The 18,856-nt window shown below is 65.7% G+C and carries 16 protein-coding genes and 1 tRNA gene; 9 read left to right on the top strand and 8 right to left on the bottom strand.

Features of this window, described 5'->3' with window-relative positions:
- Window positions 1–352: 352 nt before the first annotated feature.
- From RR42_RS07555 to RR42_RS07520, 8 genes are all read right to left on the bottom strand, one after another.
- Window positions 353–2,251 (bottom strand): potassium transporter Kup, encoded by a 1,899-nt coding sequence (locus RR42_RS07555; RefSeq protein WP_043345310.1) that lies wholly within the window; start codon window positions 2,249–2,251, stop codon window positions 353–355.
- 330 nt (window positions 2,252–2,581) lie between these two features.
- Entirely contained in the window at window positions 2,582–3,301 is a 720-nt protein-coding gene (locus RR42_RS07550; RefSeq protein ID WP_043345306.1) for an ABC transporter ATP-binding protein, read from the bottom strand.
- Complete coding sequence (locus tag RR42_RS07545; RefSeq protein WP_043345305.1) at window positions 3,298–4,146, bottom strand: ABC transporter ATP-binding protein; 849 nt, start codon at window positions 4,144–4,146, stop codon at window positions 3,298–3,300. Before RR42_RS07545 ends, RR42_RS07550 begins: the two co-directional genes overlap by 4 nt.
- Window positions 4,143–5,114 carry a branched-chain amino acid ABC transporter permease gene (locus RR42_RS07540; protein WP_052494768.1) on the bottom strand — a complete coding sequence of 324 codons (972 nt, stop codon included), beginning with the start codon at window positions 5,112–5,114 and terminating at the stop codon, window positions 4,143–4,145. The genes RR42_RS07545 and RR42_RS07540 overlap by 4 nt, the downstream gene beginning before the upstream one ends.
- A gap of 58 nt (window positions 5,115–5,172) precedes the next feature.
- Window positions 5,173–6,039, bottom strand: coding sequence for a branched-chain amino acid ABC transporter permease (locus RR42_RS07535; protein ID WP_043345299.1), 867 nt, complete (start codon window positions 6,037–6,039; stop codon window positions 5,173–5,175).
- A gap of 110 nt (window positions 6,040–6,149) precedes the next feature.
- Window positions 6,150–7,331 carry an ABC transporter substrate-binding protein gene (locus RR42_RS07530; RefSeq protein WP_043345296.1) on the bottom strand — a complete coding sequence of 394 codons (1,182 nt, stop codon included), beginning with the start codon at window positions 7,329–7,331 and terminating at the stop codon, window positions 6,150–6,152.
- Between the two features lie 144 nt (window positions 7,332–7,475).
- The gene (locus RR42_RS07525; protein WP_144409884.1) at window positions 7,476–8,291 is read right to left on the bottom strand and encodes an alpha/beta fold hydrolase; all 816 of its coding nucleotides are present in this window, start codon (window positions 8,289–8,291) and stop codon (window positions 7,476–7,478) included.
- Between the two features lie 14 nt (window positions 8,292–8,305).
- A complete protein-coding gene (locus RR42_RS07520) occupies window positions 8,306–10,006 on the bottom strand; it encodes a benzoate-CoA ligase family protein (RefSeq protein WP_043345293.1) in 1,701 nt (566 codons plus the stop codon).
- Between the two features lie 232 nt (window positions 10,007–10,238).
- On the opposite strand from RR42_RS07520, the gene RR42_RS07515 reads away from it, so the two are divergent.
- The 9 genes from RR42_RS07515 to aat all read left to right on the top strand — a co-directional run bounded on the left by RR42_RS07515 (window position 10,239) and on the right by aat (window position 18,846).
- Window positions 10,239–11,177, top strand: coding sequence for a helix-turn-helix transcriptional regulator (locus RR42_RS07515; RefSeq protein ID WP_043345290.1), 939 nt, complete (start codon window positions 10,239–10,241; stop codon window positions 11,175–11,177).
- 100 nt (window positions 11,178–11,277) lie between these two features.
- Complete coding sequence (boxC, locus tag RR42_RS07510) at window positions 11,278–12,978, top strand: 2,3-epoxybenzoyl-CoA dihydrolase (RefSeq protein WP_043345287.1); 1,701 nt, start codon at window positions 11,278–11,280, stop codon at window positions 12,976–12,978.
- A 62-nt stretch (window positions 12,979–13,040) separates the two neighbouring features.
- Window positions 13,041–14,465 carry a benzoyl-CoA 2,3-epoxidase subunit BoxB gene (boxB, locus tag RR42_RS07505; RefSeq protein ID WP_043345284.1) on the top strand — a complete coding sequence of 475 codons (1,425 nt, stop codon included), beginning with the start codon at window positions 13,041–13,043 and terminating at the stop codon, window positions 14,463–14,465.
- A gap of 84 nt (window positions 14,466–14,549) precedes the next feature.
- Complete coding sequence (boxA, locus tag RR42_RS07500) at window positions 14,550–15,785, top strand: benzoyl-CoA 2,3-epoxidase subunit BoxA (RefSeq protein WP_043345281.1); 1,236 nt, start codon at window positions 14,550–14,552, stop codon at window positions 15,783–15,785.
- A 212-nt stretch (window positions 15,786–15,997) separates the two neighbouring features.
- Window positions 15,998–16,387: an MbcA/ParS/Xre antitoxin family protein gene (locus RR42_RS07495; RefSeq protein WP_043345277.1), complete on the top strand. Its 390-nt coding sequence runs from the start codon at window positions 15,998–16,000 to the stop codon at window positions 16,385–16,387.
- Window positions 16,347–17,099 (top strand): RES family NAD+ phosphorylase, encoded by a 753-nt coding sequence (locus RR42_RS07490; RefSeq protein WP_082054826.1) that lies wholly within the window; start codon window positions 16,347–16,349, stop codon window positions 17,097–17,099. Before RR42_RS07495 ends, RR42_RS07490 begins: the two co-directional genes overlap by 41 nt.
- Before the next feature lie 123 nt (window positions 17,100–17,222).
- A tRNA-Met gene (locus RR42_RS07485) sits at window positions 17,223–17,298 on the top strand.
- A gap of 194 nt (window positions 17,299–17,492) precedes the next feature.
- Window positions 17,493–18,077, top strand: coding sequence for an NUDIX hydrolase (locus RR42_RS07480; RefSeq protein WP_043345274.1), 585 nt, complete (start codon window positions 17,493–17,495; stop codon window positions 18,075–18,077).
- Window positions 18,078–18,105: 28 nt separating this feature from the next.
- The gene (gene aat, locus RR42_RS07475) at window positions 18,106–18,846 is read left to right on the top strand and encodes a leucyl/phenylalanyl-tRNA--protein transferase (RefSeq protein WP_043345273.1); all 741 of its coding nucleotides are present in this window, start codon (window positions 18,106–18,108) and stop codon (window positions 18,844–18,846) included.
- Window positions 18,847–18,856: the final 10 nt, after the last annotated feature.

The following is an 18,856-nucleotide window of genomic DNA, read 5'->3' as shown; positions in this document are numbered from 1 at the left end:
GGCGGAACCCCAAAGTTGGCGCACCTAGGCGACTTACAGAAATTGACCTGTATCCCCTCGGCTTCTGGCGGAATGCGGGGTCGAGCGGGCTTTGGCGAGGGGGGCGGCGGGAAGGGGTCCGGCAGATGCACGAGCAGAGACGGGGTCACTCCCCCGTCACCTCCCGAAGAATTCTTCGGCAAAACAAAATCCCCCGCAAGCCAATGCCTACGGGGGATTCTAATCATTGCATCTTAGTTAACCAACACCTTTGTGTAACGGGTAGGCCATGTGCACAGGGGCTTTTTACTTTCCGCGGGCCAGTGAGGCTATCCCGGCCGCGACTGCGGCATGCGAACCGCGGGGACTGCCGTCAAATCTCCACCTTGGTTCCCAGCTCAACCACACGGTTGGCCGGAATCTGGAAGAAGTCCGAGGGCTTGGCACCGTTCTGATGCATCCAAGCGAACAGGCTTTCGCGCCACATCGACATGCCCGGCAGCTTCGACGGAATCACCGATTCGCGGGCGATGAAGAACGAGGTTTCCATCAGCTCGAACTGCATGTTGAGCTTGCGCTGGGCCAGATCCAGCACCCGCTGCACATCCGGCGTTTCCTTGAAGCCGTACTCGGACTTGAGGATGAACACGCCGCCGCCAAGATCCTTGCAGGTCAGGCGATGGTCATCGTCCACATAGGGCACGTCGCGCGTGACAAAGCTCAGGAACACCACGCGCTCATGCAGCACGCGGTTGTGCTTGAGGTTGTGGAGCAGCGAAACCGGTACCGACTCGGTGTTGCCGGTCAGGAACACGGCCGTGCCTTCGACTCGATGCGGCGGGTGCGCCAGCAGCCCGCCGATAAACGGCTCGAGCGGAATGCCATCTTCCAGGCTGCGTGCGCGCAGCAGCTTGCGCCCGCTGTGCCAGGTCATCAGCAGGAAGAAGGCGGTGCCGCCCATCAGCAGCGGGAACCAGCCGCCCTCGGCGATCTTGAGCAGGTTGGCGGAGAAAAACGCAAGGTCGACCAGCAGGAAGGTCAGGCCGATCAGGGTTACCAGGATCGGGTTCCACTTCCACACGTTGCGCATGACCACGGCGGCCAGGAACGTGGTGATCACCATGGTGGTGGTCACCGCGATACCGTAGGCGGCCGCCAGGTTGTCGGACTTCTTGAAGGCCACCACCACGATCACCACCAGCACCAGCAGGAGCCAGTTGATGACAGGCAAGTAGATCTGGCCGATTTCAGCGTCCGAGGTATAGCGGATGCGCATGCGCGGCACGAAGCCCAGCTGGATCGCCTGGCTGGTCAGCGAGAAAGCACCGGAGATGACGGCCTGCGAGGCGATCACCGTGGCGCACGTGGCCAGCAGCACCATGGGGATCAGCAGGGGCTGCGGCACCATCAGGTAGAACGGGTTGCTGACGGCTTCGGGGTTCTGCAGCAGCATCGCGCCCTGGCCGAAGTAGTTGAGCATCAGGCAAGGCATCACCACCGCGAACCAGCCCGTGCGAATCGGCCGGATGCCAAAGTGGCCCATGTCGGCGTACAGCGCTTCCGCGCCGGTCAGCACCAGGAACACCGAGCCAAGCACCACGAAGGCCTGCAGCGAATGCTCCATCAGGAAGGTGACCGCATAGTACGGGTTGACCGCCATCAGGATCGAGGGCGCATGCATCATGTGATACACGCCCAGGGCGCCCAGCGCGGCGAACCACACCATCATGATGGGCCCGAACAGCTTGCCCACCGCGGCGGTGCCGCTGCGCTGGATCATGAACAAGGCCACCAGGATCACCAGCGTGATCGGTATGACGAAGTGTGTAAGCCCGGGCGCGGCGATCTCCAGGCCCTCCACCGCGGACAGGACCGAGATCGCCGGGGTGATCACCGCGTCGCCATAGAACATGCAGGCGCCGAAGATGCCGAACATCATCAGCAGCTTTGCCATGCGCGAGCGCGGCGCCGCAGTACGCAGCGCCAGCGCCATCAGGGCCAGGATGCCGCCCTCGCCGTCGTTGTCGGCGCGCATGACGAACATCACATATTTGAGCGAAACCACGATGATCATCGCCCAGAACAACATGGAGATGATCCCCATGACGGCTGCGTCGCTAAAGGGGATGCCGTGCTCTTTACTGAAGCACTCCTTGAGCGCGTACAACGGGCTGGTACCGATATCGCCGAAGACGACGCCGATCGCCCCGATCACCAGCGCACGCTTGCTGGGACTTTCGACGAAATAATGACTGGTTGCGGGCTGGGTCATGGATAAGGGTAAGGTTGAAAGGCTCGCGCAACGGCATCGGCGCACGGCTATGTGCGCCTGAGATGGCGCAACGGCACCGTGCCGCTATTGCGTTGCACAAACGCGCGCCATTCTAGATGAAGTGCCGGGTGACGACCACTAGGGAGCATCCCGCCTTGAGGAACCTGCCTCGTGCTGGTGACGTGGCAAGCATGCGAGGGAAGTCCCGCCCGGTCAAGCGCTTGCGCGCGTTGAACCACCGAATTGCCCACGAATAGGGGGATACGCACGTTGCTGCACCGCCACAAATTGCGCACGATCAGTCACAATTGAGTGGGGATCGCGTGCGGATCAAACGCCAAGATAGCGATCCAGCAAGCCAGGTTCCACCGCCAGTTCGGCCGCAGGCCCGTTCATGACGACCATGCCCTTCTCCAGCACCACCACCCGATCGGCATTGGCCAGCACCGTGCGGTAGTTGCGATCCACCACCACGGATGCAATGCCGGTGGCGCGCACGGTGGCAATGACCTGCCAGATCTCGGCGACAATGCGTGGCGCCAGGCCTTCGGTCGCCTCATCGAGGATCAGGCAGTCCGGGTTGGTCATCAGGGCCCTGCCGATCGACAGCATCTGCTGCTCGCCCCCGGACAGTTGCTGCCCACCGTGGCCAAGGCGCTCCTTGAGGCGCGGGAACAGGTCCAGCACCCTTGCCTCGTCCCAGTCCATCCGGCCGGATGGCCCTTTGCGCGCCGCCATCAAGAGGTTCTCGCGCACTGAGAGATTGGGGAAGATGCCCCGTCCTTCGGGCACATAGGCCACGCCCAGGCGTGCCACTTCATACGGCTGCGCACGGGAGACGTCGCGCCCGCCAGCGAGGATGGCGCCCTCGCGCTGCCGCACATGGCCCAGGAGAGTACGCAGCAGCGTGCTCTTGCCCATGCCGTTACGCCCCAGCAAGCCCACGGTCTCGCCCGTGCCGACGCTGAAGTCGATCCCGCGCAGGACATGGCTGCTGCCATACCAGGCATGCACGCCGCGTGCGGCAATCATCTCGCTTGGCGCATTCATGCTGCCTGCTCCCTATGCAGGGCCGCCTGGCGGGAATCCGCCCCCTGCTCGCCCCCCTCCCCCGCCTTGCCCCCCTCAGGCTCCTCGCCCAGGTAAGCCTGCTGGACTTCGCGATTGACGCGGATCGCTTCGGGATCGCCCGAGGCGATCACAGTGCCGTTGACCATCACCGTGATCCGGTCCGCCACGGAGAACACCGCCTCCATGTCGTGCTCGACCAGCAGCACCGCGTGGCCATCGCGCAGCGAACGCAGCAGCGCAAGCATGCGTGCCGACTCCTCCGCGCCCATGCCGGCCAATGGCTCATCCAGCAGCAACACGGTGGGCTGGGTGGCCAGGCACATCGCCACCTCAAGCTGGCGCTTCTGGCCATGCGACAGCGCCGTGGCAACGGTATCCGCGCAGCCCGCCAGGCCGGCGCACTCCAAGGCTTCGTCGCCCAGCGCGCGGCTGGTGCGGCAACGCTGCGCGCCCTCCCATAGCCGCCAGGCCCGCTGCGCGCGCGACTGTGCCGCCAAGCGGCAGTTCTCGCGCACCGTCAGCGGCAGGAAGATATTGTTGCGCTGGTAGCTGCGGCCCACGCCCTCGCGCGCCAGGCGTGGTTGCGACCAGCCGGTCACGTCGCGCCCCTGCAATTGCAACGCGCCAGCCGATGGCGGCAGCTCGCCCGACAACATATTGATCAGCGTGGACTTGCCCGCGCCATTGGTGCCGATCACCGCGTGGATCTCATGCAAGGCCAGGTCCAGGTCCACGTCGCCCACCGCGGTGAGGCCGCCAAAGCGGCGAGTCAGCTTGCGGGCCGACAAGACCGGCGCAGGTACGACAGGTGCAGGTGCGTTCATCGTGATCCTCCTTGGCGCCGGCGCGCGGCACCACGGGCCAGGCTGATCAGCCCATGCGGCAGCAAGGCCACCGCCAGGATGACAAAGCCGCCCATCAGCAACTGCCAGTGCTTGGTCAGCGTGCTGAACCACTCCGCGAGCAAGACGAAGGAGAAGGCCCCCAGCACCGCGCCCGCCAGGCTGCCTGCCCCGCCCAGGATCACCATCAGCATGGCGTTGCCGGACTGGTGCCAGGATGCGATCTCCGGATTGACGAAGCCGTACTGGATGGCATACAGGTAGCCAGCCAGCCCGGCAAAAGTGCCGGCCACCACGAAGGCGCCAAGCTGGTAGCGATAGGTGGCATAACCGGCAGCACGCATGCGCTGCTCGTTATGCTTGATGCCCACCAGCGCATGGCCGAAGCGCGAGCGCAGCACTACCGCCAGCCCCGCCACCGTGAGCACCAGCGCGCCAAGTACCAGCCAGTAGAAATGCGTGACGTCGTTGACGTCGAACGGGTGCGCCCCCAACAGGCCGAACTCCGGCCGGAAATAGATATAGGTACCGTCGCTGCCGCCGGCGATCTTGGTGTCGTGAAAGACGAAGTACACCATCTGCGCGAATGCCAGCGTAACCATGATGAAATAGATGCCACGCGTGCGCAGCACCAGCGCGCCCACCACCAGCGCCAGCAGCGCGGCCGCGCCAAGCGCGCCCAGCAGCATAAGCCAGCCGTTGCCCGGACCGGCCTGCGGCGCCATCATCGCGGTGGCGTAGGCGGCCATGGCAAAGTAAGCCGCATGGCCCAGGCTGACCAGTCCGGTGTAGCCGATCAGCAACTGCAGCGACAGCGCGAAGATGGCCATGATCATGACCTTGCTGACCAGCTCGATGTAAAAGCGCTGCCCATCCGCATTCAGCAGTAGCGGCAGCACCGCCAGCACCGCAAACGCGGCCAGCCAGCCCAGGCCGCCCAGCCAGGGCATGGGCTGGCTGCGCGCGCGCACCGGCCCCTCCAATGCATTGCTATCGCTTGGCATATCCCTACCCCGCCTTGAACAAGCCCTGGGGTTTCCAGAGCAGGATGAGTGCCATCAGCAGGTAGACCAGCACGCCGGAGGCCTCCTGCCAGAACACCTTGCCGAACGTATCGACGAAACCCAGCAGCAGCGAGGCCACCATGGCCCCCTTGACCGAGCCGATGCCGCCGATCACCACCACCACGAAGCACACGATCAGCACCTGGCTACCCATGCCCGGATAGACCGAGGACACCGGCGCGGCGATCATGCCGGCCAGCACCGCCAGGGCCACGCCCAGCGCGAACACGAAGCGGTACAGCACCGTGACGTTGATGCCCAGCGACTGCACCATCTCGCGATTGGTGGCGCCGGCGCGAATCATCATGCCAAGGCGCGTGCGGCGGATGACCAGGTACATGGCCGCGGCCACCAGCAGGCAGATTGCGGAGATAAACAGCCGATAGACCGGATAGGTCATGTCATTGCCGATCGGCAGGGCCCAGTCGAGCATGGCCGGCACGGTCACGCCATGTACGTCGTCGTCCACCAGGATGCTGCGCAGTTCCTCGAACACGAGGATGAGCCCGTAGGTCATCAGCACCTGCTGCAGATGCTCGCGCTCATAGAGATAGCTGAAGAACACCCACTCCAGCACGTAGCCGAACGCCACCGCCAGCACGATGCCCAGCGGAACGGCGATCAGCAGGCTGCCGGTCAGCCCGGCCAGCGTGAAAGCCAGGTAGGCGCCCAGCATGTAGAAGCTGCCGTGGGCGAGGTTGATCACACCCATGATGCCGAAGATCAACGTCAGGCCGCTCGCGACAAGAAAGAGCAACAGGCCGTACTGGATGCTATTGAGGCACTGAATGAAGAAGGAAACGATATCCATGGATATCCATGCGGCAAAGCGGCAACTCGGTTGCGGTATGCGGCCCGGCTGGCGCCGGGCCGGACTTCGGCACGGCGCCTTGGCGGCGGCGGGCCACGGCGTTTACCCGCTCAGAGCCGGCAGCCGCGCGCCGGATCGGCCAACGCCTTCACCGCGACGGCGCCCAGCTTGTTCTCCCGGCCATCGACTTTGCGCAGGTAGAAATCCTGCACCGGATTGTGGGCCTTCGACAGCGTGAACGTCCCGCGCGGGCTATCGACCTTGGTCTGCTCCATCGCCTTGATGACCTCGGCCTTCTTGCTCATGTCGCCCTTGACGGCGCCAGCGCCGGCGGCCAGCAACTGCGCAGCGTCGTAGCCCTGCACGGCGTACACGTCGGGCTGCAGCTTGTAGGCCTTGGCGTACTCCAGGCGGAAGCTTTTGTCGCGCGGGCTGGACAGGCCATCGGCATAGTGCAGCGTGGTTTCGATGCCTTGCGCCGCGGCGCCCTGTGCTTCCAGCGTGCCGTCGGTGAGAAAGCCCGACGCATAGAGCGGAATCTTGTCCTTGAGGCCCGCCGCGGCCCAGTCCTTGACGAACTTCACTGCGCCGCCGCCGGCGAAGAACACGAAAACCGCATCGGGCTTGATCGATGCGACCTCGGTGATCAACGCCTGGAATTCCACGTTGGGGAACGGCAGGCTCAACTCCTTGACCACCTTGCCGCCCTTGGCCTCGAAGGCTTCCTTGAAACCCTTGACCGACTGCTCGCCGGCTGCGTATTTCCACGTCAGCGTGACCACCTTCTTCATGCCGCGCTCGGCCAGCACATGGCCCATGGCGTAGCCCGGCTGCCAGTTCGAAAACGAGGATCGGAAGATATTGGGGCCGCACAGTGGGCCGGTGGCTTCGTCGACACCCGCATTGGGGATGATCAGCAGCGTGTTGTTTTCCTTGGCCACCTTGACGATGCCCATCTGCACGCCCGAGTGCACCGTGCCCACCACCACGTCGACCTGGTCGCGCTTGATCAGCTTGGTGGCGTTCTCCGGCGACTTGGCCGGATCGGACTCGTCGTCCACCTTGAAGTACTCGATCTCCCGCCCGCCCAGCTTGCCGCCCTGCTCCTGCACGTACATCTTGAAGCCATTCTCGATGGCGTTGCCCAGCGACGCGTATGTGCCCGTGTAAGGCAGCATGAAGCCAACCTTGATCTTGCCGGTGCCCTGGGCATTGGCGCCCGCAGCAAAGGCAAGGGATGCAGCGATGGCTAGGCATGCGGGGGCCAGCCCGCGCGATGTGAAGCGATGCATGGATGTCTCCTGGTGGTCAAGCCGACTTCCGTCGCCTGGGCCGGCATCGCCAGCCTGCGGGACTCCCCTCCGTGCGCGGCATTCGCAGACCTCGCGAGCTGCCGGACGGGGGGAACTGCAGGCCAACGCGCAGGGGGCGCGGAATTATTTTAGGTATGAAGTATGTGCCGTTATAAACCTGACTGCCGCGTCCGTCAACGGCCCGGGCTGGTCGCGGTGAGGCGAGTGGCCGCATCGCGGGAGTTTAAGCAGGACGGTTTGTGGCGCATATCGATGGATACCCTCAATCTGCGCCATGGTGCCGTATTCGTCGTCCTCGCCTTGAACCGCCAGCACGGGACATTGGATCTGCGACAGCAGCGGATGCAGGTCGAAGGCGCGAAACGCGGGATCGAGCCAGATATCGTTCCAACCCCAGAAGGCGGAATCCACATCGTCGTGATGGCGCGCCAGCTTGCTGCGCAGGTCCGTCTGCAGATAGGCCTCGCGGGTGGCCCGGATGCTGCTCACCGAGAGGTCCTCCACCAGGATGTGCGGCGCCAGCACGGTGATGCCATCGACCGCCTGAGGAAAACTCGCGGCATGAATCAGCGCGATCGAGCCGCCGTCGCTGTGGCCGAACAGCCAGGGCTTGCCACGTTTGCGTCCCGGCCCAATCTCGAGTGTATCGAACAGCGCCGGCAGTGCCTCGCGCGCCTGGCGATGCATGAAGTCGACGCCCCACTTTTCCGGGGCGGGACGCGGGGTGGAGCGCCCGTAGCCATAACGCGACAGCACCAGCCCGCGAAAGTCCCCAGCCTCGCACAGCACGGCGGGATAGTCGCGCCACATGCTGATCGAACCCAACCCCTCGTGCAGGAAGACCACCAGCGGGCGCTCCTGCCGCTGCGGCCGCAGCCACTGGATCTCTATCTGGATACGACGGCCGTCGAACGGAATTTCCACCAATTCGCTTTGCATGCCCTTGCCCTTCATCATCGGTCTGTCGCCGCCGGCGCGATTGCCGGCGGCGGAGCCACGCCGTCGGCAGCCGCATGCGCAGCCTGCTCACGCTGGCGCAGCCGGAAGCGCTGGATCTTGCCGGTGGCCGTCTTCGGCAGTTCAGCCACGCACTCGATCTGGCGCGGATACTTATACGGGGCCAGCCGCGACTTGACGAACGCCTGCAGCTCGGCCGCCATGCCTTCATGCCAGGACCGGCCGGGGCGCAGCACCACGAAGGCTTTGGGCTTGACCAGTTCGTCGGCATCGGCCACGCCGATCACCGCCGCCTCCAGCACGGCCGGATGCAAGGCCAGCACAGCCTCGACCTCGAATGGTGATACATAGATGCCGCCCACCTTGAGCATATCGTCGCTGCGCCCGGCGTAGATGAAATAGCCATCCGCATCCTGCTGGTACTTGTCGCCGCTGCGGGTCCATTCGCCCACGAAGGTGTCGCGGGTCTTGTCGCGGTTGCCCCAGTACATCAGCGCGGCACTCGGGCCCTTGATAAAGAGGTCGCCAATCTCGCCCGGCGCGCAGGGCTGGCCCGCTTCATCCAGCAGCCTCAGCGCGTAGCCGGGCACCGGCTTGCCGGTGGTGCCGTAGCGCACATCGCCGGGACGGTTCGACAGGAAGATGTGCAACATCTCGGTGGAGCCAATGCCGTCGAGAATGTCGCAGCCAAAATGCGCGCGGAAACGCTCGCCGATATCCTTGGGCAGCGCCTCGCCCGCCGAGGTGCAAACGCGCAGCGCAACGTCCGGCCGACCCGGCAGGTCGCTCGCGGCCAGCATGCCGGCATATAACGTGGGCACGCCGCAGAAAACCGTCGGGCGCTGTTCGCGCAGCCGGCGGAACACCGCTTGCGGCGTGGGACGTTCGGCCATCAACACGGTGGTGGCGCCAACGGCAAGCGGAAACGTCAGCGCATTGCCCAGGCCGTAGGCGAAGAACAGCTTCGCCGCGGAAAAAACCACATCGTCCTCACGCAGGCCAAGCACCTGGCGCGCATAAAGATCGGCGGTATGGAACAGGTTGCCATGCGTGTGCACGGTGCCCTTTGGGCGCCCCGTGGAGCCGGACGAATACAGCCAGAATGCGATGTCGTCGGGCCGCGTGGCGGCAGCGCCTTCCAGCGCCGTGCCCTGCCCGGCCATCTCGGCCACGCTCGGCCCCGGGCCGGCACTGCCGGCATCCGGTGCGGCAAGGATCAGCGCGGGCGCGGTGCCAGCTTTGCCGATAGCTTCGCGCATGACGCTGGCCAGCGGCGCCGAGACCACGGCCGCGCGCGCTGCGCTGTGGTCCAGCATGTAGGCGTAGTCGTCGACGGTCAGCAGCGTGTTGACGGCCACGGGCACCACGCCGGCGAGCAGGCAGCCGAGGAACACCGTGGGGAAATCGATGGTGTCCAGCGCGCACAGCAGCAGGCGCTCCTCGGGGCGGATCCCTGCATGCAGCAGGGCGGCGGCAAAGCGCCGGCAGCGCTGGTCCAGCGCGGCGAAGCTGAGCTGTCCGGCATCGTCCACATAGGCGACCTTGTCGGCGCGGCCTGCCGCCAGGTTGCGCGACAGCAAGTCGGCGGCGGCGTTGTAGCGGGCCGGCAGTACGGAAATGGCCGCAGCAGCAGTAGTAGCAGTAGCAGCATTGGTCGCATCAGCCGCCGGGGACGGGGATGCAATGGGGGGCGTCATGTCTCCACTCCTCGATGCCGTCCCCGGGCCGCACTTCGCCGCGGGAACGGATTCAGGTTTGTCGTGATTTTTTGTTTTTCTTCTTGACCTGCATTTGCCGATGCATTTTATTGCATATCACCTATTATGCAAGCAGAGAAATGCACTATATGACACGATGGCCGCGTCCCTTATAATCGCAACCCCGATCCCGGCCCCAACCGCTCCCATTCCCCATCCAAACCCGCCCGCCATGCGCCGCGACCCAGACCCACTGCTGGCCCCCGACTCCTCCGACGCCCGCCCTGCCGGCGAGCGCGATCCCTACCTGACGCAACTCGGCGAGCGCATCCGCTCGCTGCGCGCGGCGCGGGGCATGTCGCGCAAGGACCTCGCACGCGGCGCGGAGGTGTCCGAGCGCTACCTCGCCAACCTGGAGACCGGCACCGGCAATGCGTCCGTGCTGCTGCTGCGCCAGGTGGCGCGCGCGCTGGATGTGCCGCTGCCGGTGGTGCTGGCGGAGATGGAGACCCAGCACGCTGCTGGTGGCCAGCCTGCCTCGGAGTTCTCGCAGCTGGTGCAGTGGCTGGCGCAACTGCCCGCGGCCGACCTGTCACGCGTGCGCGAGGCTTGCCACCATGCCCTGGCGCCCTCCGCCTCCCATGACGCGCGCCATCGCCGCATTACGCTGATCGGGCTGCGCGGCGCCGGCAAATCCACACTCGGGCGGGCGCTGGCCGCAGCTATGGAAGTGCCCTTTGTCGAACTCAACGGCGTCATCGAGCAGGAGGCCGGCGCCAGCCTGGCCGAAATCCACTCGCTCTATGGGCAGGCCGCCTACCGCCGCTACGAGATGCGCGCACTTGAACGCGTGCTGCGCGAGAACGACCGCATGGTGCTGGCCACGCCCGGCAGCCTGGTCTCGGAGCCCTCCACCTTCAACCTGCTGCTGGCACGCTGCTACACGGTCTGGGTAAAGACCACGCCCGAGGAACACATGGCGCGGGTGGTGGCGCAGGGCGACATGCGCCCGATGGAAGGCAACCGTGAAGCCATGGACGATTTGCGCCGGATCCTGCTGGCGCGCACCCCGCTGTACTCCCGCGCGGACGTGACGATCGACACCAGCGGCCAAGATCCCACCACCTCCCTGCAGGCCTTGCGCGCCCACCTTCGAATCATCGGCGCGTGATTGGCGCGTGAACCTCGCGCAAGGATTGCGCCGGCCGAATTTGTGCACTATATTTCATCACAAGGGATGATCGACAATATAATGCATAAAGGAGACCACGATGTCCGCCCCGGCTACTTCCACCGCCACCACCGCCACAGCCACCACTGAGCAAGCCCCCGTCACCTTTGAGCGCGACCCCGCGCAGTACCGCCACTGGAAACTGACGTTCGCGGGCCCGGTGGCCACGCTGTCCATGGATATCGACGAAGACGGTGGCCTGCGCCCCGGCTATGCCCTCAAGCTGAACTCTTACGACCTCGGCGTGGACATCGAACTGCACGACGCCGTGCAGCGCATCCGCTTCGAGCACCCGGAAGTGCGCACCGTGATCCTCACCAGCGCCAAGGACCGCATTTTCTGCTCGGGCGCCAACATCTTCATGCTCGGCAAGTCATCGCATGCCTGGAAGGTGAATTTCTGCAAATTCACCAACGAAACCCGCAACGGCATCGAGGACGCCAGCCGCCACTCTGGCCTGAAGTTCATCGCGGCCTGCAACGGCACCACCGCCGGCGGCGGCTATGAGCTGGCCCTGGCCTGTGACGAGATCGTGCTGGTGGACGACCGCTCCTCCGCCGTCAGCCTGCCCGAAGTGCCGCTGCTGGGCGTGCTGCCCGGCACCGGCGGGCTCACGCGCCTCACCGACAAGCGCCGGGTGCGACGCGACCACGCCGACATCTTCTGCACCACCACCGAGGGCGTGCGCGGCCAGCGGGCGCACGACTGGAAGCTGGTCGATGCCGTGGTCAAGCCGGCGCGCTTCGCGGAGCATGTGCAACAGCGCGCGCTCGCGCTTGCCGCGCAGAGCGACCGCCCCGCCGGCCACGATGGCGTGAAGCTCACGCCACTGTCGCGCAGCCAGGAGGCGCACGGCTACCGCTATGACACAGTCCAGGTGCATATCGACCCACGTGCCCGCAAGGCCACGCTGACGGTCTTCGGTCCGGCCAAGCACCAGCCGCAGGCGCTGGCCGCGATCCTTGCCGCCGGCGCCGACTGGTGGCCACTGAAGATGGCGCGCGAGCTCGACGACGCCATCCTCACGCTGCGCGCTAACCATCTCGATATCGGCATATGGATCCTCAAGACCGAGGGCGACCCCCATCAGGTGCTGGCCACCGATGCGCTGCTGGATGCGCATGCCAGCCACTGGTTCGTGCGCGAAACCATCGGCATGCTGCGCCGCACGCTGGCGCGCCTGGAGGTGTCGTCGCGCACGCTGTTTGCGCTGATCGAGCCAGACTCCTGCTTTGCCGGCACGTTGCTGGAGCTGGCCCTGGCCGCCGACCGCAGCTACATGCTGCACCTGCCCGACGCGCCGGATGATGCACCGCGTGTGTTCGCCAGCACCGCCAACTTCGGCCGCTATCCGGCCGTCAACGGACTGACCCGGCTGGCCGCGCGCTTCTGCCAGGACGAGGTGGCAATCCAGGCCGTGCAGGACCATATCGGCGCGCCCCTCGACGCCATCAACGCCGCCTCGCTCGGCCTCGTCACCGCCACGCCAGATGACATCGACTGGGAAGACGAGATCCGCATTGCCATCGAGGAGCGCGCCAGCCTGTCGCCGGACGCCTTGACGGGACTCGAAGCCAACCTGCGCTTCGGACCGGTGGAGACCATGGAGACCCGCATATTCGGCCGCCTCACCGCCTGGCAGAACTGGATCTTCAACCGGCCCAACGCGGTGGGCGAGCAAGGCGCGCTCAAGGTGTTCGGCTCGGGCAACAAGGCCCGCTTCGACTGGGACCGCGTCTGAGCCCGTTTGTCCATTTGGGCCAGCCGCCCATGCAACAAAAAACAAGACAAGGAGACAACCCCGTGCGCATCGACTACAGCCAGAAGATCCCGAACAACGTCAACCTGTCCGACGACCGCGCGCTGCAGCGCGCACTCGAGCACTGGCAGCCCGCCTTTCTCGACTGGTGGCGCGACATGGGACCCGAAGGCTCGCACCAGCACGATGTCTACCTGCGCACGGCGGTCTCGGTCGATCCCGCCGGATGGGCGCACTTCGACCACGTCAAGATGCCCGACTATCGCTGGGGCATCTTCCTCCAGCCCGCGGACCCGGCACGCCGCATCCATTTCGGCGAGCACAAGGGCGAAGCGGCCTGGCAGGAAGTGCCGGGCGAGCATCGCGCCAACCTGCGGCGCATCATCGTTACCCAGGGCGATACCGAGCCGGCCTCGGTGGAGCAGCAACGTCACCTGGGCATGACCTGCCCCTCGCTCTACGACCTGCGCAACCTGTTCCAGGTCAATGTGGAAGAAGGCCGCCACCTGTGGGCCATGGTGTACCTGCTGCATCGCCATTTTGGGCGCGACGGGCGCGAAGAGGCCGAGGCGCTGCTGGGGCGGCGCTCCGGCGACGAGGACAACCCGCGCATCCTGGGCGCCTTCAACGAGCGCACGCCCGACTGGCTGGCCTTCTTCATGTTCACCCACTTCACCGACCGCGACGGCAAGTTCCAGCTCTGCGCATTGGCCGAATCCAGCTTTGACCCGCTGGCGCGCACCACGCGCTTCATGCTGACCGAAGAAGCCCACCACATGTTCGTCGGCGAGTCCGGCATCTCCCGCGTGATCCAGCGTACCTGCGAAGTCATGCGCGAGCGCGATATCCAGGACCCAGCGGACGTGCGCGCCGCCGGCGTGATCGATCTCGATACCATCCAGCGCTACCTCAACTTCCACTACAGCGTGACCATCGACCTGTTCGGCGCTGATCAGTCGTCCAACGCCGCCACCTTCTACAGCGCCGGGCTCAAGGGCCGCTTCGAGGAAGGCAAGCGTGGCGACGACCACGTGCTCAAGGGCGAGGTGTACCGCATCCTCGACGTCACCGACGGCCGCCTGGGCGAGCGTGAGGTGCCCATGCTCAACGCGCTCAACGAGGTGCTGCGCGACGACTACGTCAAGGACACGCTCGGCGGCGTGGCGCGCTGGAACAAGGTGATCGAAAAGCACGGCATCGCGTTGCGCATGACGGTGCCGCACAAGGCGTTCAACCGCAAGATCGGCAGCCTGGCCAACGTCCATGTCTCGCCGGCTGGCGAGCTGCTCACCGAAGCGCAATGGCAGGCCGGCGAGCGCGAGTGGCTGCCAACCGGCGAGGACCGCGCCTTCGTGGCCTCGCTGATGGGCCGGGTCACCGAGCCCGGCAAGTACGCCAACTGGATCGCTCCGCCGGTGGTGGGCGTCAACCGCCAGCCGATGGATTTCGAGTACGTGCGCTTCAACTGACCTTGACCAGCCCGGACTGACCCACGGGCAACATGCGGCGCAGCACCGGCGACAGACCGGCCGCGCGCCAAGGAGACCAAAGAGATGGGCGCCCCCGACATCATCAAGCAGCACCTGATCGACCCCGAGATCTGCATCCGCTGCAACACCTGCGAAGACACCTGCCCGATCGACGCGATCACCCATGACGACCGCAACTACGTGGTCAGGGCCGATGTGTGCAACGGCTGCGGCGCCTGCCTGGGGCCGTGCCCCACCGGCGCGATCGACAACTGGCGCACGATGCTCAAAAGCGAGGCCTATCCGATCGAGGCGCAGTTGCTATGGGACGAGCTCCCCGCCAGCCTGCCCTTGCCGGCGGACGCGGGGATCGATGATGCGCCGGATACGGCTTCGCCGCAGACCGGGCAGGAGCCGCAAACCCAGCAGGTGGAAACCAGCCGGCATACCTCGCCCAAGGCGCCGTGGTCGGCGGCGCATCCGTATGTCAACCTGCACGGCGTGCGCGCCCCCGTCACCGCCACCGTGGCCGGCAACTACCGCCTGACCGCCGACGACGCATCGAGCGATGTGCATCACATCGTGCTGGATTTCGGGCAGCACTTTTTCCCGGTGCTGGAAGGCCAGGCGATCGGCATCGTGCCGCCCGGCACCGACGCTAATGGCAAGCCGCACTACATCCGCATGTACTCGATCGCCAGCCCGCGCGACGGCGAGCGGCCGGGCTACAACAACCTGGCCCTCACCGTGAAGCGCGTCGAGCAGGATCATGAGGGGCAGCCGGTGCGCGGCGTCGCATCCAACTTCCTGTGCGATCTCGCGCGCGGCGACGAAGTGCGCGTGGTAGGCCCGTTCGGCACCACCTTCCTGATGCCCAACCACCGTGAAGCCAGCGTGATGATGATCTGCACCGGCACCGGCTCGGCCCCGATGCGCGCCATGACGGAACACATGCGGCGCAACGTCGGGCAATTCGACGGACAGCGCCTGCTGTTCTTCGGCGCCCGCAACGCGCGGGAACTGCCCTACTTCGGCCCGTTGATGAAACTGCCGCCAAGCTTCCTCGATATCCATCTCGCCTTCTCGCGCGATCCCGGCCAGCCCCGGCGCTATGTACAGGACGCCATCCGCGAGGCTGGCGCCCGCGTGGCGGCGCTGCTCAACGATCCGCACGGCCATGTCTACATCTGTGGCCTCAAGGGAATGGAAGACGGGGTGCTGGCTGCGTTCGCAGAGGTTTGCGCAGGTGCCGGGCTGGCCTGGGGTGAACTGGAAGCTGCCATGAAGACAGAGGGACGGCTGCATATCGAGACGTACTGAGACGGTTTGACCCATACTGATCCGGTGGAAGGCCTCGCTGCGTTGCACCCCGCACCCTCGCAACAGAGAGCGCTGCAGAAATGTCGTATACAGGACAAGTGCGCATTTTGCAGTGGGCGGGGCCACCAAGCCATGCCGATAAAGTTGGCGTTTCCCGCTTCCCTTACGAAACGAACCTCCTATAATGTTTCTGAAGAAACAGGAGCGAGGCGATGCAACCCAAGCAAGTCCCGGAGCATCTTCCTGCCGGCAGTCCGGACCCCGGCACCACCCTCACCAAGGCGGTCATGCGTGCAGCCGGCTTCCTTGGCATCAGCCAGGCAGGCGTGGCCAACGTGCTGGGCATCAGCACCGCCTCCGTATCCCGAATGGCTTCCGGGGGCTATGTGCTCGATGCGCATCGCAAGGAATGGGAGTTCGGTGTGCTGTTCGTGCGCCTGTTCCGCTCGCTCGACGCCATCCTCGGCCACAGCGACCAGGCCCGCCTCTGGCTGGCCAACGAAAACCTGGCGTTGGGTGGCAAGCCGCTCGACCTGATCCGCACAACAGAGGGCCTGGTACGTGTCGTTCACTATCTGGATGCCACCCGCGGTCGCGTCTGAGCGCAAGCCGTTTGCGCTCACGCTCTGGCGCGCGGTTGAGGCCCAGCATGTGGTATCGACCATGCCGTTGGTCGACAGCCTGGAGGAGCAGGCCGTGCTGGAAGCCGTGCTGGATGCCGGCAAGCCCGCGGTGCCCGCCGACGCGCGCCACCTGCACTATCTTCTGTTCACGCCCTTTCGCTACCCGCCCTCGCCCTGGGGCTCGCGCTTTCGCGCCGAGCAGGATCCTGGCGTGTTCTATGGCGCGGACGATATTCGCACCGCCTGCGCGGAACTGGGCTACTGGCGCTGGCGCTTCCTGCTCGACAGCCCGGCGCTGCCCCGCATCGACGCCCGGCCCCACACCTTGTTCCAGGTCAGCGTGCGCACCGACGGCATCGCGCTTGACGCCCCGCCCTTTGCCGAAGACGCGGCAAAGTGGACCGATCCCGACCACTATGATGCCTGCCAGGCCCTGGCCCGCACGGCCCGGGAGGCTGGCCTCGGCATGATCCGCTACACCTCGGTGCGCGACCCGGAGCACGGCGCCTGCGCCGCACTGCTGACCCCGCGCGCCTTCGCCGAACCGCAGCCACGCACCACCACCACCTGGATGCTGACCGTGCGGCCTGACCGCGTCATCTGGCAACGCGACGACCTGCTGCAGCGGGACAGCTTCCAGTTTGCCGCCAGCGTCTGGCAGCGCGGCAAGGCCAGCCCCGACCCTGCCTGACCCCCAGCGCGCCATTGCGGCCGCGATCCCAATCAGGGCGAGTTCTTGCGCCCTTCCCCATTCTGGCGCAATTGGCTGTTGCACCGCGGTAGGATTTGCCTTATAATCTTTTTCTTCGACGGACGCGGGGTGGAGCAGTTGGCAGCTCGTCGGGCTCATAACCCGAAGGTCGCAGGTTCAAGTCCTGCCCCCGCAACCAAACACTTGCATACCAATGCAGTCACGGTCGAATGCAAAGCAAACCAACGCCCTATACGGGCGTTTTTTGTTTTGTGCGCCGGGCGCTCGACTTCGGTGCGCTCCCGCGCGCTAGCCCACCCCAAACTCGCATCCCACCCCCGGCAGCCCCCATCGGCGGTGATACACTTTCGCCATTCCTCCCGGACGCCCCTCATGAAATTCTGCTCGAACTGCGGCCATGCGGTCGTGCTGCGCATCCCTGAAGGCGACTCGCGCCTGCGTTCAGTGTGCGACAACTGCAGCACCATCCACTACGTCAACCCGCGCAATGTGGTCGGCACCATTCCCGTGTGGGAGGACAAGGTCCTGCTGTGCAAGCGCGCCATCGAGCCGCGCTACGGCTTCTGGACGCTGCCGGCCGGCTTCATGGAGATCGGCGAAACTACCGCGCAGGGCGCCGCACGCGAGACGCTGGAGGAAGCCGGGGCACGGGTGCAGATCGGCGAACTGTTCTCGATCCTGAATGTGCCGCATGTGCATCAGGTGCACATGTTCTACCTGGCAACGCTGGAAGACCTGGACATCTCGGCGGGCGAGGAAAGCCTGGAGGTAAAGCTGGTCGAGGAAGCCGACGTACCCTGGGACGAACTGGCCTTCCCCACCGTGATCCATTCGTTGCGCTGCTTCTTCGCGGATCGCGCGGCGGGGCGACTGGCCGACGGCACCTTCCGCCTGCACAGCCTGGATATCGACAAGCCGATGCGCCCGCTGACCACCCGGGCCACGGTCGAACCCTGAACCCGGGCGCGTTGCCCGCACTGCCCGCATGATCACCTGGCTGGATCCGCATGATCCGTTCCCGCCGGTCGAGCGTGCGCTCGGCCCGGGCTCCGACGCGCCCGGCCTGCTTGCGGCCAGCCGCGAGCTGTCGGCGCAGCGCCTGCTGCTGGCTTACCGGCAAGGCATCTTTCCCTGGTACGCCGAAGGCCAGCCGGTGCTATGGTGGAGCACCGATCCCCGCATGGTGCTGCCGCCGCAGGCACTGCGGGTTTCCAGCACCTTTCGCAAGACCCTCAAGCGCGTGCTGCGCGACCCCGACTGGGAAGTCCGCGTCGACGACGACTTCATCGCCGTGATGCAGGCCTGCGCCGAAACCCCGCGCGATGGCCAGCATGGCACCTGGATCACCGAGGACATCATCGCCGCCTATGGCGCACTGCACCGTAACGGCCTGGCCCATTGCGTGGAGACCTGGTACCAGGGCGAGCGCGCAGGCGGCCTGTACGGCGTGGCGCTCGGGCGGATGTTCTATGGCGAATCGATGTTCGCGCGGCGCACCGATGCCTCCAAGATCGCCCTGGCCGCGCTGTGCGCGTTCCTCGGCAACCACGGCGTGGCGATGATAGACTGCCAGCAGGAAACCGATCACCTGGCTTCGCTCGGGGCGAGTCCCATCCCGCGTGCGGAGTTCGCGGCCCATATCCGCATTGCCACCCGCCAGCCGGATATCGTGCCGTGGGGTTTTGACAAGACGGTGCTGCAGAGATGGACTCAGGCGCAGCCGTAGGGCGCGCCGC

The sequence above is a fragment of the Cupriavidus basilensis genome, assembly GCF_000832305.1.
Classification (GTDB): Bacteria; Pseudomonadota; Gammaproteobacteria; order Burkholderiales; family Burkholderiaceae; genus Cupriavidus; species Cupriavidus basilensis_F.
Note: the sequence above shows the minus strand (reverse complement) of the source record. Positions and strands in the feature narration are given on the sequence as shown.